This window comes from Microcoleus sp. K5-D4 (genome assembly GCF_036704575.1).
Taxonomy (GTDB): Bacteria; Cyanobacteriota; Cyanobacteriia; order Cyanobacteriales; family Microcoleaceae; genus Microcoleus.
In genome coordinates this window covers 24,026-37,766 of the sequence record NZ_JAUBSD010000078.1, presented here as the reverse complement: position 1 = coordinate 37,766, position 13,741 = coordinate 24,026, and the positions used below count along the sequence as shown (strand labels likewise).

Annotated in this window: 15 protein-coding genes and 2 tRNA genes; 13 read left to right on the top strand and 4 right to left on the bottom strand. The window is 47.4% G+C overall.

Annotated elements, in window-relative coordinates; genetic code table 11:
- Positions 1 to 173: 173 nt before the first annotated feature.
- The 12 genes from QUA77_RS21660 (at position 174) to QUA77_RS21605 (ending at position 8,851) form a co-directional block, all read left to right on the top strand.
- Positions 174 to 416 carry a hypothetical protein gene (locus QUA77_RS21660; RefSeq protein WP_333040342.1) on the top strand — a complete coding sequence of 81 codons (243 nt, stop codon included), beginning with the start codon at positions 174 to 176 and terminating at the stop codon, positions 414 to 416.
- Positions 417 to 589: 173 nt separating this feature from the next.
- Positions 590 to 1,258, top strand: coding sequence for a DUF3318 domain-containing protein (locus tag QUA77_RS21655; RefSeq protein WP_015178535.1), 669 nt, complete (start codon positions 590 to 592; stop codon positions 1,256 to 1,258).
- Between the two features lie 396 nt (positions 1,259 to 1,654).
- The gene (locus QUA77_RS21650; protein WP_333040343.1) at positions 1,655 to 2,656 is read left to right on the top strand and encodes a sugar transferase; all 1,002 of its coding nucleotides are present in this window, start codon (positions 1,655 to 1,657) and stop codon (positions 2,654 to 2,656) included.
- Between the two features lie 547 nt (positions 2,657 to 3,203).
- On the top strand, positions 3,204 to 3,641 hold the full coding sequence (locus tag QUA77_RS21645) for an ATP-binding protein (protein ID WP_333040344.1): 438 nt from the start codon (positions 3,204 to 3,206) through the stop codon (positions 3,639 to 3,641).
- Positions 3,642 to 3,802: 161 nt separating this feature from the next.
- Positions 3,803 to 5,071, top strand: coding sequence for a WcaI family glycosyltransferase (locus QUA77_RS21640; RefSeq protein WP_333452429.1), 1,269 nt, complete (start codon positions 3,803 to 3,805; stop codon positions 5,069 to 5,071).
- A gap of 339 nt (positions 5,072 to 5,410) precedes the next feature.
- Entirely contained in the window at positions 5,411 to 5,638 is a 228-nt protein-coding gene (locus tag QUA77_RS21635; RefSeq protein WP_333452427.1) for a hypothetical protein, read from the top strand.
- Between the two features lie 32 nt (positions 5,639 to 5,670).
- Positions 5,671 to 6,303: a bis(5'-nucleosyl)-tetraphosphatase (symmetrical) YqeK gene (gene yqeK / locus QUA77_RS21630; RefSeq protein ID WP_333452425.1), complete on the top strand. Its 633-nt coding sequence runs from the start codon at positions 5,671 to 5,673 to the stop codon at positions 6,301 to 6,303.
- 138 nt (positions 6,304 to 6,441) lie between these two features.
- Positions 6,442 to 6,861 carry a ribosome silencing factor gene (gene rsfS / locus QUA77_RS21625; RefSeq protein ID WP_333182724.1) on the top strand — a complete coding sequence of 140 codons (420 nt, stop codon included), beginning with the start codon at positions 6,442 to 6,444 and terminating at the stop codon, positions 6,859 to 6,861.
- Between the two features lie 2 nt (positions 6,862 to 6,863).
- Entirely contained in the window at positions 6,864 to 7,373 is a 510-nt protein-coding gene (locus QUA77_RS21620) for a CGLD27 family protein (protein WP_333040353.1), read from the top strand.
- 180 nt (positions 7,374 to 7,553) lie between these two features.
- Positions 7,554 to 8,507 (top strand): asparaginase, encoded by a 954-nt coding sequence (locus tag QUA77_RS21615; protein WP_333452422.1) that lies wholly within the window; start codon positions 7,554 to 7,556, stop codon positions 8,505 to 8,507.
- A gap of 116 nt (positions 8,508 to 8,623) precedes the next feature.
- Positions 8,624 to 8,700: transfer RNA gene (locus tag QUA77_RS21610), tRNA-Met, on the top strand.
- Between the two features lie 74 nt (positions 8,701 to 8,774).
- A tRNA-Met gene (locus tag QUA77_RS21605) sits at positions 8,775 to 8,851 on the top strand.
- 397 nt (positions 8,852 to 9,248) lie between these two features.
- On the opposite strand, the gene QUA77_RS21600 is transcribed toward QUA77_RS21605, so the two are convergent.
- The 4 genes from QUA77_RS21600 to QUA77_RS21585 form a co-directional block, all read right to left on the bottom strand.
- Complete coding sequence (locus QUA77_RS21600; RefSeq protein ID WP_333040356.1) at positions 9,249 to 9,437, bottom strand: DUF2949 domain-containing protein; 189 nt, start codon at positions 9,435 to 9,437, stop codon at positions 9,249 to 9,251.
- An 86-nt stretch (positions 9,438 to 9,523) separates the two neighbouring features.
- Positions 9,524 to 9,658: a hypothetical protein gene (locus tag QUA77_RS21595; RefSeq protein WP_333452420.1), complete on the bottom strand. Its 135-nt coding sequence runs from the start codon at positions 9,656 to 9,658 to the stop codon at positions 9,524 to 9,526.
- Positions 9,659 to 9,667: 9 nt separating this feature from the next.
- The gene (locus QUA77_RS21590) at positions 9,668 to 10,051 is read right to left on the bottom strand and encodes a hypothetical protein (protein WP_333061399.1); all 384 of its coding nucleotides are present in this window, start codon (positions 10,049 to 10,051) and stop codon (positions 9,668 to 9,670) included.
- A gap of 464 nt (positions 10,052 to 10,515) precedes the next feature.
- The gene (locus tag QUA77_RS21585) at positions 10,516 to 10,686 is read right to left on the bottom strand and encodes a hypothetical protein (protein ID WP_333452418.1); all 171 of its coding nucleotides are present in this window, start codon (positions 10,684 to 10,686) and stop codon (positions 10,516 to 10,518) included.
- 51 nt (positions 10,687 to 10,737) lie between these two features.
- Between QUA77_RS21585 and QUA77_RS21580 the strand changes: the two genes are divergently transcribed.
- Positions 10,738 to 13,647 (top strand): PAS domain S-box protein, encoded by a 2,910-nt coding sequence (locus QUA77_RS21580; RefSeq protein WP_333452416.1) that lies wholly within the window; start codon positions 10,738 to 10,740, stop codon positions 13,645 to 13,647.
- Positions 13,648 to 13,741 lie beyond the last annotated feature (94 nt).

Here is a 13,741-nt window from a genome sequence, read left to right as displayed (position 1 = left end):
TGAACCAATATTTCTTTGAGACATCTTCTGAAATCCCCTTGACAACTGCCATACAGGCTTAACTTGTTACGAATGATTTACCATGATAAATATTTTCCATAACTGAAAATAAAACAAGCTGTTAGACTCATATTACACGGATTTAGTGGGCGCCACTTTAAAAAATTTAGCTGTTGATTAATTATGAGTTTCTGGAGTTGTGGCAGTTGCAGCAAAACAATTTAAAAGTTCCCGTTGACCGAGGTAGAGTTCTGGCGGGAGTGCGTTTTACCGATGAATCTCTACGGCGAGGTTTGTACGGAATTGCTGAAGTATTTGACGGAGTTGTTTTAGTTCAAAAAGGCATAACTTCTAAGCCGGAAGTTTGGTCGGCTTGGTCGAAATTACGGCAAGAAATCGAAGCGTTGATGAAATAGTCGAAAGTCAAGGATCTAGCAGGCAGTTGCGATCGCCCCCAGAGACTAAAATCAAGTAAAATTGCAAGTATTGGTCGATCGACCCCCGTTACTCGACTATATTTGGATTCAAGGTTTGCTATACTCCAGAAATAGACATATATTAACCTTTGCAAAATCAATAGGCCGGAGCTATGACATCCTATGCAACCTCTACAGCAAGAGCCGAGATGAGTGAGATCCGGCGCTTGAAAAACATACTGCCCCCAGAACTCCAAAGTTGGGTAACAGTAGAAAAAACAATAGAAGTTAATCCTACCCTGATCCGCAGCGAAGAAATAGGCAAAGACCAGGTAGAAATCCAAATAGACCTGATCCGCTGGGAACAGCTAGCAATGGATCAGCGCAACCTCCTATTTTGGCACGAAGTCGCCAGAATCCAAAACGACACCATCCCCAGAGACGGTTGGGAAATGGCGGCCCTGGCCATTGGTTTAGGCGGCGCTGTCGGCGAACTTTGGGTGCAAGACGGCTTGCTGCTGTTATTAGCCCTATCCCTGTGCGGCGTCTCCGGCTGGAGACTTTACCAAAAAAACAACGGAGAGAAAAGTTTAAAAGAAGCAGTAGACGCAGACGAAAAAGCCCTCGCCCTCGCCACCCGCTTCGGCTACACTCTCCCAAACGCCTACAAAAGCCTCGGCAGCGCCTTAAAAACCTTAATCGAGCAAACCTCCAAAAAACAGCAGCGGGCTAAATACGAAGCTCGTCTCCAGGCCCTCAAACGCAACGCAGCCAAAGCCAAAGCCAAAGTCAAACCCATCACCCGCGAAACCTCCCAGTCAGAAAACGTCTACAATTCTTAACCTCATCCCCCGACGCTTGTTACGGGGGTTTTCCAGTTAACCGTTAACTGTTGACTTCTGTGTTAGCTGTTAACTGTTAACTGCGATGGCTATCCGGTGCAAGACAGGCAGGAAAATTATTAACGACAAGATTAAGCGGCCTGAATCCACAAAAATCTTGATTCCGATGTCAAAGTTTGGCAGCGACTGCGTTCAAAAATCTTTCGGCCAAAACTGGCACTGGTAGACTTAAGTCTATTTTTGCCTTTGATATCATTCTCGGTGGGCGAGTTTGCAGGCGTTTTTGTAAAGTTTGTATAAAGCTAGCCTTTTGTTAACCATAATATTTGGTAAAGGTGGAGCTGCTAGGACAGAATAGGCTAAAGACATCAGCTTGAAATTTGAAACCAGGACTTCATGGTCAGTCAAACCCCAGAGGCAGATTTTCGGGTAACGTACTCGGACGAGATTCCCTCAGTTCACATACCCGTGCGCTTGAGCGTACTTGAAGCTGTTAACTTCAAGACAACCTGCCAGCAACTTTTTTCGGAAAGCACCACCGTTCCCAGCAAGATTGTCCTAGACTTCAGTCAGACGACATTCATCGACAGTAGCGGGATCGGTGCTTTAGTCAGCAATCTGAAATTTGCCAAACAGCGTGGTAGCGACTTGGTGCTCCGAAGCCTCAAGCCGCAGGTGATGGCAGTATTTGCTCTCACCAGCCTAGATCAAGTGCTGACGATCGAGCAGCCCTCTGCAACCTCAACTCCCACAGAGACCAACCCCTCGGACAATCAGCTACCGATGACGCACCCCTCAGTGCAATCGTGGGTGAAGCGGCTGATAGATATCGTTGGGGCAATCGTCGGTTTGATAATTACAGGAATTTTGCTCGTACCTATAGCTGCAGCCATCACTATCAACGATCCAGGCCCGATATTTTTCGGTCAAACCCGCTGTGGCTGGATGGGTAGACAATTTCGGATTTGGAAATTTCGATCGATGTGTACCAACGCCGAAGCCATGAAAGCCCAAATCAAAAACCAGGCTTCTGGCGCATTTTTCAAAAATGACAACGACCCGCGGATTACCAAAGTCGGGCGCATCTTACGCAAAACCAGCCTCGACGAACTGCCGCAGTTTTGGAACGTGCTCAAAGGCGAAATGAGTCTAGTGGGCACTAGACCGCCTACCCCAGACGAAGTTGAGCGTTACGAAGTCCCTCAGTGGCAGCGTTTGGATGTCAAACCCGGGATGACAGGGGAATGGCAAGTCAACGGTCGCTCTCAAGTCCGCGATTTTGAAGATGTCATCCGTTTAGATTTAAAATACCAACAAAACTGGAGCCTGGTGTATGACCTCAAACTAATTGTCAAAACTGTAACAGTCCTGTTTAACAAAAATAGTGGCGCTGTGTAGGAACCCTCAACAACCCACCGCTGAACTTTGAGGTGCTGTTGCCAACGGGGGGCGGGAAGTCGAACTCGATACTTAGTCAAGCAGACGATCGCTAGCGATAGCTACGTTAGCATTAAGTGTTAAAATTCACACGCCCAGAAAATGCACAGCTAGTTGCCAGCTCTGCAATCGGAGCATTAATAATTAGCAATTGGCGAGTTCGAGGTCATACTCGAATGATCCCAGCATGATTTTCGAGGACGAGAAGAACTCACCTGTGTTTAGAAAAGTAGCGACTGCTAACACGGTCGATGCTTAAATCACTTCCTCGCAAGCTGACTCGGGAATTTTCCCTATTTAAACGCCCTACCGAGGCGGGTTACAGTATCGGAAGTCTCTCATTTGCTGTGCGAGTAAATGGTGCGAAAGGAATGCTCACCTTGAGGCAAAACGGGCTTCTTCAACTCAAGCTTGACTTAACTAATATGTTGCCAAGACCTTGCCCTCCTTTTTCTCTCCCTCCGCCGCTGAGTACAGCGGTGGTGGGGGCCGACCAGGGGGAAGAAAGATGAAAGACAAGCAACCAAAGGCCGAGTGGCACCTGCAGGTTGAAACAGACCTGAATGCTTTAACATCCATTTTGGAATGGTTGGAGAATATCGTTTTGCCCATGATACCAGCGGATTTCTGGTGGCAGTGCCGGCTGATAATCAACGAAGGCTTTACAAACGCTGTCCGCCACGCTCACCAGAACTTGCCCCCCTCGACGCCCATAGACATTGAGGTAAAAGTGTTTGCCGATTACTTAGAAATTAGGATTTGGGACAGGGGTCAACCCTTCAACTTAGAAGCAAAGCTGCACTCGATCATGCAAGAGCAGCGCGATCCTTTGGACAGAGAGGGAGAAAGGGGACTGGTGTTCATGTACAAGCTCACAGACGACCTTCGGTATATCCGTACCGACGATCGCCGCAACTGCCTGGTAATGCGAAAAAACATTAGCTGAGGGCGCGATACCCGCCCGGTCAGGGCGGCTTCTTTCCCAAGGAGTGGAAGATCGCCTCGCCCCCTATTGTCCTACCCGGAACCCAACCACATCCTCTGCAATTCTGCGGGTGCAGGCTCGATGCACGCGGCTGGAGGACAATTTGCTTCAAAATAAATATTATGCGTATTCTAATTTATTCCTATAACTATTATCCAGAGCCGATCGGCATTGCCCCCCTGATGACAGAACTAGCGCAAGGCCTAGTCAAGCGGGGCCACCAAGTCCGAGTCGTTACAGGAATGCCCAACTATCCCCAGCGCCGGATTTATCCGCAATATGAGGGCAAATTTTACCTCACCGAAGAACACAACGGCGTCACAATTCAGCGCAGCTATCTGCGCGTCAACGGCCCCCACCCCACCCTCCTAGACAGACTTTTGCTAGACGGCAGTTTTGTAGTCTCCAGCGCCGTCCAAGCTTTCAGAGGCTGGCGTCCCGACGTGATTTTCTCGACAATGCCCCCTTTACCGATTTGCGTCCCAGTCGCCTTTTACGGCTGGATTCGCGCTTGCCCGATCGTCCTCAACGTTCAGGATATCGTCTCAGAAGCAGCCGTGCGCGTCGGCTTGGTCAAAAAAAACGGACTGCTAGTTCGCATTGCTGACGCTTTGGAAAAATTGGCCTATAGCACAGCCAGCCAAGTCAGCGTCATCGACAGCGGTTTTGTCAAAAAATTGCATTCTCAGGGAGTACCCCCCGAAAAAATAGTTTGCGTTCCCAATTGGGTTGATGTCAATTTCATTCGGCCCTTACCCAAGGAAAGTAACTCATTTCGAGAAACTCACAAACTCAAGGGCAAATTTGTCGTTCTCTATGCAGGCAATATTGCCCTCACTCAAGGCTTGCAAACAGTTGTCCAAGCAGCGGCTCGTTTGAAACACCTAACCGAAATCGCTTTTGTAATTGTGGGGGAATCAACAGCACTCGCCCGCTTGCAACAAGATTGCGAAACTTATAAAGCTAATAATGTAATGCTGCTGCCCTTTGAACCGCGAGAAAAATTGCCCGACTTGTTAGCTGCTGCTGATGTTAGTTTAGTCGTACAAAAGCGCCGCGTTACTAACTTCAATATGCCTTCAAAAATTCAAGTAATTCTCGCCAGCGGTCGGGCAATTTTGGCTTCGGTTCCCGAAACTGGTACCGCTCAAAAAGCAGTGCAGCAAAGCGGTGGCGGGGTGGTGGTAGCGCCGGAAGATCCGCAGGCTTTGGCCGAGGCTATTGAGGATTTGTACTTGCACCCTGCTAAGGTGGATGCGTTGGGCGAGCAAGGCAGAAATTATGCTGTGGAGAATTACGGATTTGAGGAAGCTTTGAATCATTATGAAGCTTTGTTTGCGGCGGTGGCAGCGAGTCATTCTGAGAAAATATTGGCGCCCCTGCCAAAATAAGATAAGCGCTTGAAACCGTGCCTACTTAGAGTGCCCAAAGATGTTCCTAGCAGTACAGAAACAACGTTCGTTAACATAAATACAAAAAAAATGAAAGACTGATGGTTGAGCGATTGAATTCCACAATATACAAGAACCGGAACTGTCCTCGCAGCCATGCAGAAAGCCCTGACTACCGCGATTAAAAGTAAAATACAGATTACTGAAAAAGAATTTTGACTTCCCGTTACAACCATTTTGATTAAATTTTTTAGAAAAAAAGTTTTCTGTTGAATTAACAAAATAATCATAAAAAATCCCAGAGAAAATAGCAGCGGCTCAACGACAAAATAACCTTTCATGGCACTGACTAAAAATAGAAAAAATGAGATAATTACCAAAAATAGCAAGTTTATTAGACTAATTGTTCAGTTAGGAACTGTTTGGAATATTCCAGGAGTTACCAGAAAAGATAACGTATCTACCAAACAGCCGATCGCCCCCTTCGCCCCCTTCACCCCTCCCCATCCCAGAAGTCACCACACCCCTGCGTGCCCGACACCGCAGCCGATCGAAACAAAACGCTAAAATAGTAGCTCATACAATTTTGGAGTTAATATTTGACACTTGCACCCGCGCGCGAAAACGTTCTAGCTTGGCTGTCAGACAGAGTTCCTGCTGCCCGCATCAAACATATTCTGGGAGTCGAACAGACAGCAGGTGACTTGGCTCGCCATTACGGCCTCGACGAAGCAAAAGCCCGATCGGCCGGTTTGTTGCACGATTTGGCAAAATACTTCAAACCTCAACTGCTGCTGCAAATGGCCCAGAAGGAAGGTTTAGAGTTAGACTCAGTGTTGGAAGCACACCCGCATTTGCTGCACGCAGACGCGAGCGCGATCGTCGCCAGAGACGAATTCGGGGTGGTCGATCGAGAAATTTTGGAAGCAATCGCCAATCACACCCTCGGTAGACCAAACATGAGTCAGCTCAGTTGTACCGTATTTGTAGCAGATACTATAGAGCCGAGCCGCGGCAACACAGCTCAACTAGAAGCACTGCGCGAGGCAAGCTTGCAAAATCTTTATGCAGCCGTGTGGCAAACTAGCGATTATTCTCTTAAATACTTGCTAGAAACTCGCTGCTACATCCACCCCCGCACCGTACTTACGCGGAATTGGGCGCTGCAAATGGCTCGCTCGCCGGAAACAGGAAATTCGACGAAGAAGTCGATCGAACAAATCACAAGTTGAAAGTAAAATTCACCAGAAATTCTGTCCTTACTTTTGGCTTCAACCTAACTCCTATTTCCCGTCTCAAACTGCCAACAACCAATGGCTAGTAGCGCACCCATTTCCCCTTACCCTATCACTTAGGAAATTAAACACTGAATGTCAGATCTAACCCAACTCGAATACTCCAGGGCCCAGTCTACAGCAACCGACGGCACCTCCTCAGACGAAGCCCGTGGCATGATCATGACCGTTGCCCAAGCAGCCGATGACCGCAAAGCAGTAGATATTGTATTGCTCCGAGTGGCAGAAGTATGCTATTTGGCAGACTACTTTGCGATCATCACCGGATTTTCCAACGTGCAGGTACGAGCCATCTCCCAAGCGATAGCAGACCAAGTGGAAGAAGAGTGGCAACGCTTGCCACTGCGTACACAAGGCCTATCAGACGCTAGTTGGGTAGTCATGGACTACGGCGACGCAATCATTCATATCTTGAAGCCTCAAGAGCGGGAGTTCTACAATTTAGAAGCGTTCTGGGGACACGCCGAACGCATTGACTTTTCCCCCACGCCGTGAGGATGGCTAATGTGAAAAACGTTTCTGCTTCTATTTGTCCCGTTCCGCAAGAACAGCGACCGATCAATGAATACCAAGAACTTAAAGAATCCTGGTTTTTTAGCTGGGTAACACTCAATTGGCCCGGATATCTGGCAAAACTAGCTTGGGTGTGGGCTTGGAGTTGCTTGGTATCGGGGCCAATAGCTGCTTCTAGCTTTGCTCCTGTCAAGTATCCAGCTCAGTTTGTCCTCAGCGGTGCCGCAGGTGCCAGTTTTATTCTAGGATTAGCTTTGCTGCGGCTCTACTTGGGTTGGTTCTACGTGCGATCGCGCCTTTCAAATCCCACGGTCGTCTACGAAGAGTCTGGCTGGTACGATTGTCAATCTTGGCCTAAAACTCCCGAAGTTTTGCTTCAAGATCAGTTGATTGTCAACTACCAACTAGAACCAATTCTCAGGCGTCTGCGGCAGACATTTTATGGTTTGACAGTATTGCTGGTTGCCGGGGGACTAACTTGGAGTTGTTTGTAATCGGGAATGGAAGGGAGTTTTGAGTTTTGAGATTGCCGCCCACAGCCAACAACGCACACGGAGTGCATGAGTGAGAAACGATCGCAGAAAGATTAACTTTATAACTCTTAACTGGCAGCTCGCAACTCCTAACTTCCTGAACCCCAATCTAAAATCTAAAATCTAAAATCTAAAATTGATATGACAAGGGGAAAACGAACCCAAGCTCCCGAACTGGAAGTCACATTGCTGCGCGAAGGTATTGTGGAATCGAGGCACCGCGCCCAGGCCGCTGTCTGCGACAACCGCGGGCGCGTTCTGTCTGTTGCTGGTAACTCGGAAACGGCCTCATTTGTCCGTTCTTCACTCAAGCCTTTTCAAGCTTTGGCGGTGACGGCGACTGGCACTTTAGAACGCTACGAATTGACCGATCGAGATTTAGCGATTATTTGCAGTTCCCATCAAGGTACGATCGAGCAATCGCGCCAGGTATTTAACGTCCTGTGGCGCTGCGACATTGACCCCTCTAAACTTCAATGCCCCATTCCCGAAGGCAAAAAGAGCGCCCTGCAATACAACTGCTCCGGCAAACACGCCGGAATGCTGGCTGTCTGCCAGCAACTGCACTGGCCTATGGAAACTTATTTGCGCCGCAAACATCCCGTCCAGCAGCTTATTTTGGGCAAAGTGGCTGACTTGCTGGCAATGCCTGCCGAAGAGTTTATCAGCGCTCGCGACGACTGCGGCGCTCCTACCTATCTGTTGCAGTTGGGGCAAATGGCGTCTTTGTACGCTAAGTTGGCCTCTGGCGACAATGTGGAGATGGAGCGGATTGTCCGCGCTATGACTCATCACCCGATGATGGTTGCCGGTGAGGGCAAATTTGACACAGAACTGATGCGCTTGACTCAAGGGGAATTGGTGAGCAAGTCCGGTGCCGAAGGGGTGCAGTGCATTGGCCGCGTTGGCGAAGGCATGGGCTTGGCAATTAAGGTGACGGATGGGGGAAAGCGTGCTCAATTTGCTGTGGCGATTCACTTGCTCAAGCAGTTGGGGTGGATTACTCCGACGATCGCCGAAACTCTTTCGGAAACTTACCTCACTCTCAGTGACTTCAAGCGCTTGGAGGTAATCGGGGAAGTTTCGATGCTTTAGGGCGATCGAGACTCTGAGCCGATTTAAGCAACCCCTCCCATAATCTAAAAAGTTTTTTTGATTTAGGGGTTGCAATTTTCAGAAAGATATGTTTATATTAGAGAGAGACAAAGCGACGCGGGATAGAGCAGCCTGGTAGCTCGTCGGGCTCATAACCCGAAGGTCAGTGGTTCAAATCCACTTCCCGCCACCAAATTCAAGCGAACCCTGTAATCTTTAAGGTTTCAGGGTTTTGTTTTTGGAAACTACTAGAGAGAGACAAAGCGACGCGGGATAGAGCAGCCTGGTAGCTCGTCGGGCTCATAACCCGAAGGTCAGTGGTTCAAATCCACTTCCCGCCACCAAATTAAATAAGACACGCCCCGGCAACCTAAAAGTTGGTGGGGTTTGTTTTATGCCGTCTGCGATCGCATCTTCGACAGATTGATAGCGTTTCCGGTTGCACGACGAGTGACATGATATAGAGGACACGGCACTACCGTCTCGAAAGTTGTGGGTAATATTAATTCCGATGCTGCCCGATTTGATATGAAAGCAGTTTATTTTATGCGGCAAAAAAATGAGGACACAGCACTGCTGTGTCCCTACTGTATATTTATATTTTTCTAATTGGGACAAAATAAGGCCCACCCTCAACCTAAACACTCAACCCTATACTTTTAGACGACCGTTTGTGCAAGCTTTATTTGTCAAAAAATTGCAATGCGATATCCATATTTTTTAACTCAGGATTTTAAATTGCTAAGTCGGCTGAGCTTGCAACCAATCAAAAATTAGGTTTAACTGTTCCAGTGTTACTAACCCGTATTGCCACAGAACCATCGGCAGTTCGCTTGCATCTTGTTCACCGTGTCGGAGAGCAACGGCGATCGCTGAATTCGATATCGCCAACTCCCCCCGCAAATAATCGATCAGTTGAGCCTTTCCCATCACCTTCACCGCCAGTTTTATGCGCTATTGTAAAGATATGTATCTAATCGGTCTGTATCGGAAGTTTAATTGGTCTAATTTTAGGTTCACAATAGAGAACCTTGTGTGATCGAAACCGCACAAAACTTGTGATAAAACTCTGATAAAAAAGCGATCGCAGTCACAATAACTCCGAGAGTCAAAAAGTGGGTTCCGCGATCGCTTGCTTTAAATGAATTCATTTAAAATTGCTAAAGTCCTAGCTGAAGCTGAACTCCCGCTTCTGTACCGCTGTCGGTTTGTTTTGGAGGTAAAGGATTTCCTTGACGCTGGGCGTCCGAAGGAGTAGTAATAAATTCCAAAGGGCCCTCGATTTTGAGGCGAAATGTATCGCCCAAGCTTCTTTCCCTTCTAGCAGAATTAGCCGCCGTTTCTGGTACACCAATCAAGTTTTGGTAGTCAGAGTCTAAGGTTCTGTCCTCCACAGTCCTCAACGAGTCCCCAGATAAAGTCGTTTCCGAATATTGGGGCGCTGGTTGCAGTCTTTGTTGGGCGAGAACCGCCGGGGTCAAACCGATAAAAATTGAGCTCAGTCCGAGAGCAGTGCCAAGAGTAGCAATAACTGCGTTCATCATCCATGCCTCCGCTAGTTGCATCCTACTATGCGCTTATTGTACCGAGCCGGAATTAAGTTGCACTCTATCAAAAGTAGCTGCTTGTGGAGATATCAATTGCAGTTGCTGTGAAAACTTATAATTTTCGATCGCGCTATCGGTCAAATAGAACTGACGCAGCAACCGGGTTGAAACGCCAAAATACCTCATTTCAGGTATGGGTCAACCAAAAACTCGATTGGTTTGATTAGCGCCCGTCAGGAGTGGAAAAATAGTTAGTGCTGGACGCACAAGCGGCGATCCATCGGTGGTTTTTCAAGAAAATAGTTGGTTGCAGACCGCCAAAACGCTAAAAAAACCTGGGTTGGAGATACCAGTTCAAAAAAAAATGCAACTGTCGGCAAATTCTAAACCCTTACAGAATCAGTCTTTCCCAATTCTTTAATTCTTTAATCTCAAATCTATAATAGTATGAGCGTGTAGAGTCAGTCCAGGATTGATACTGCATTCATCTCGATCGCCAATGTTCCCAAAGCTCCCGATCGCGCTAAGATGGCGGTAGCAGTCGTTAAAAATTCAGTTGCCAGCGGCAGATTCCGAGTTATTAACAGCACTTTGTCTACTAAAACCATCTCAACTTTAAAACCTGCGCTCATCAAGTTGTACTTGACCGGAATGTTGTCGGTTCATAATAATTCTGCTTTACCATGCCCATCAAATATCTGACCGACCCGATTTTAAAAATGTCGGGCAAAGTGCCAATTCGCATCGTCCTTGTTGTGCCTTTTGCCCTCCAGACTTTCGCTGCGGTAGGGTTGACGGGGTGGCTGTCGTTGCGGAACGGGCGCATAGCGGTCAACCATGTTGCCGCACAACTGCGGACAGAAGTCACATCGCGTATCAAGCAACATATTAATAGTTATATTGAAACGCCACACCAAATCAATCAGATCAATCTCGATGCCATCCGTCTCGGCATTTTGAACGTGCAGGATGCTGATAATTTGCAACGCTACTTCTCCCAACAAATCAAAACCTTTGATAAAATTAGCTACATTCAATTCGCCTCTCAACAAAAAGATTTTATTGGAGTTGAACGCCTCGACGACGGCAAGTTGCAAGTTCAAATTTCTAATCAATCTACTGGCTATAACTTTCAAAGCTACGCGCCGTCAGAGTTGGGGGAACCAACCAAGCTATTAAAAACTACTCTCAACTACGACCCCCGCGTCCGACCTTGGTACATAGCTCCGGTGCAGGCAGGGAAACCGACTTGGAGTAAAATTTATACTTATTTTGACGCTCCCAAACTAGCGATTACGGCCGCTCAACCAGTTTATGGCGAGGATGGAAAACTGATTGGCATCCTGGGTTCTGATTTGGCACTTTCCAAGCTAAATCAATTCTTGGAAACTCTAAAAATTGGCCGATCGGGACAGACTTTTATTGTAGAAAGGTCGGGGCAATTGGTGGCTACTTCTACTCTGGAACCGCCATTTATTGTTAGCAACGGCGTTCCCAAACGAATTGTGGCAACGAGCAGCAAGAATCTTCTAATTCGATCGACCGCCCGCTATTTGACAGAACGCTTCGGGGATTTGCACAAAATTGACAAATCTCGCCAGTTAGATTTTACGATCGACGGTCAACGACAATTTATACAGGTGACGCCACTCTCAGACAGCAGGGGCCTCGATTGGTTGATTGTGGTGGCGGTTCCTGAAGCCGATTTTATGGAAAGGATTAATGCCAACACTCGGTATACTGTGGTGATGTGTCTGGGTGCTTTGGTGCTGGCAACGGCGATTGGCGCTCTGACTTCTAGGTGGATTGTTGTACCGATTCAGCGTCTGAGCAAGGCTGCGGAGGCTTTGTCGCGGGGAGAATGGGACGGGATGGCGGTAGATCCCCGCTTGATGGCGTCTGTAGAGCGGGAGGATGAGGTGGGTGTCCTGGCTCGCTCTTTTAATACGATGGCCCGTCAATTGGAAGAGGCGTTTACTACTCTCGAAGATCGGGTAGAATCTGCGATCGCCGACAAAAATGAATTAATTATTTCTCTGAAAAACTCGCAGCAGAAACTGGCTCTCCATCTTCACCAAACTCCTTTGGGGGCGATTGAATGGGATCTAAACTTTGAAGTAGCGGAATGGAATTTGTCAGCAGAAAGAATTTTTGGATACAACCGCTTGGAAGCTATCGGACGCCACGGAGTCGATCTAATCGTTCCTGAAAGTGCTAAGGAGTATGTCAGGCAACTATCTATAACTTTGCTGACTAATAAAGGAGGAGTTACCAGCCTTAACGAAAACATCAGAAAAGACGGCAAAATAATTCTGTGCGAGTGGTACAATACGACTTTGGTTGATGCTGATGGCAGCATCATTGGGGTGGCATCGCTGATTCAAGATGTGACTGAATTTCACAGTGCTGTGCAGAAGTTGCGGGCTAGCGAGGAGCGGTTTCGCCAGTTGGCAGAAAATATTCATGAGGTATTTTGGATTAGAGAACCCAATCAAAAGCAGCTAGTTTATGTGAGCCCTGCTTGCGAAAAAATATGGAATTTGAGCTGTCAGAGTTTGCAGTCAGAACCGGAGGCTTTTTGGGATGCTATTCACCCGGAGGATCTCGATCGCGTCAAGGCTGCTTTTGCGAAACAGGTGCGGGGCGATTATGATGAGGAGTATCGGGTAGTGCGATCCCCTAGGGGGGCTATGCCAACGGACGGTTCAGTTTGCTGGGTGCGCGATCGGGCTTTTCCAGTCCGCAGCCAAACCGGAGAAATTTACCGAATCGTCGGTATTGCCGAAGATATTACCCAGCGCAAATTAGCAGAAGAATTCCAAAAAGTCGCTCAAACCGCTCAAGCTGCAAACCAAGCCAAAAGCGCCTTTTTAGCTAATATGAGCCACGAATTGCGAACTCCTCTCAACGCGATTATTGGTTACAGCGATATCCTCAAAGAAGACGCCGAGGATTTAGGCTGCGAAGATTTTATCCCCGACTTGCAAAAAATTCAAACAGCGGGCAAACACTTGCTATCTTTAATTAGCGACATTCTAGATATTTCTAAGATTGAAGCGGGTCGGATGGAACTTTACTTAGAAACTTTCAATCCGGTTAATTTAATTGACGAGGTAGTTTCTACTGTCAAACCCTTGGTAGATAAAAATTCTAATAAGTTTGAAGTTGATTGTGGTAGCCACTTGGGAATGATGTATGCTGACATTACCAAAACTCGTCAAATATTGCTCAACCTGCTGAGCAATGCAGCCAAATTTACGGAACAGGGAACTATTACCCTCTGCATTGAAAGAGTTAAACATGACAACTTAACCACTCAAGAAATAGCAGAACCTTCCGACTCAATAATTTTTCGCGTAGCTGATACTGGCATTGGGATTCCCCCCGAACAATTGCAGCATTTATTTCAAGCTTTTATGCAGGGCGACGCCTCAACTACGCGCAAGTACGGCGGCACCGGTTTGGGATTGACTATTAGCCGTCACTTTTGCGTGATGATGGGTGGCGATATGCAGGTTGAAAGCGAGTTAGGTTGCGGTTCGGTTTTTACTGTGTACTTGCCTGCCCGCGTTGAATTATTGGTCAGCAGTTAGTCTTGCTATCCGGGACGCACTTTTTACACAATAAAGCAGGTTTATGGACAAAAAACCTACGCTTTCAAATAAGTTCGGGGCAATAAACTAAGGT

Bases quoted from the DNA above. Each gene is read 5' to 3' on its own strand.
- QUA77_RS21655 (WP_015178535.1), top strand. From the start codon at position 590: ATGACATCCTATGCAACCTCTACAGCAAGAGCCGAGATGAGTGAGATC.
- QUA77_RS21650 (WP_333040343.1), top strand. From the start codon at position 1,655: ATGGTCAGTCAAACCCCAGAGGCAGATTTTCGGGTAACGTACTCGGAC.
- QUA77_RS21645 (WP_333040344.1), top strand. From the start codon at position 3,204: ATGAAAGACAAGCAACCAAAGGCCGAGTGGCACCTGCAGGTTGAAACA.
- QUA77_RS21640 (WP_333452429.1), top strand. From the start codon at position 3,803: ATGCGTATTCTAATTTATTCCTATAACTATTATCCAGAGCCGATCGGC.
- QUA77_RS21635 (WP_333452427.1), top strand. From the start codon at position 5,411: ATGGCACTGACTAAAAATAGAAAAAATGAGATAATTACCAAAAATAGC.
- rsfS (WP_333182724.1), top strand. From the start codon at position 6,442: ATGTCAGATCTAACCCAACTCGAATACTCCAGGGCCCAGTCTACAGCA.
- QUA77_RS21620 (WP_333040353.1), top strand. From the start codon at position 6,864: ATGGCTAATGTGAAAAACGTTTCTGCTTCTATTTGTCCCGTTCCGCAA.
- QUA77_RS21615 (WP_333452422.1), top strand. From the start codon at position 7,554: ATGACAAGGGGAAAACGAACCCAAGCTCCCGAACTGGAAGTCACATTG.
- QUA77_RS21600 (WP_333040356.1), bottom strand. From the start codon at position 9,437: ATGGGAAAGGCTCAACTGATCGATTATTTGCGGGGGGAGTTGGCGATA.
- QUA77_RS21595 (WP_333452420.1), bottom strand. From the start codon at position 9,658: ATGAATTCATTTAAAGCAAGCGATCGCGGAACCCACTTTTTGACTCTC.
- QUA77_RS21590 (WP_333061399.1), bottom strand. From the start codon at position 10,051: ATGATGAACGCAGTTATTGCTACTCTTGGCACTGCTCTCGGACTGAGC.
- QUA77_RS21585 (WP_333452418.1), bottom strand. From the start codon at position 10,686: ATGAGCGCAGGTTTTAAAGTTGAGATGGTTTTAGTAGACAAAGTGCTG.
- QUA77_RS21580 (WP_333452416.1), top strand. From the start codon at position 10,738: ATGCCCATCAAATATCTGACCGACCCGATTTTAAAAATGTCGGGCAAA.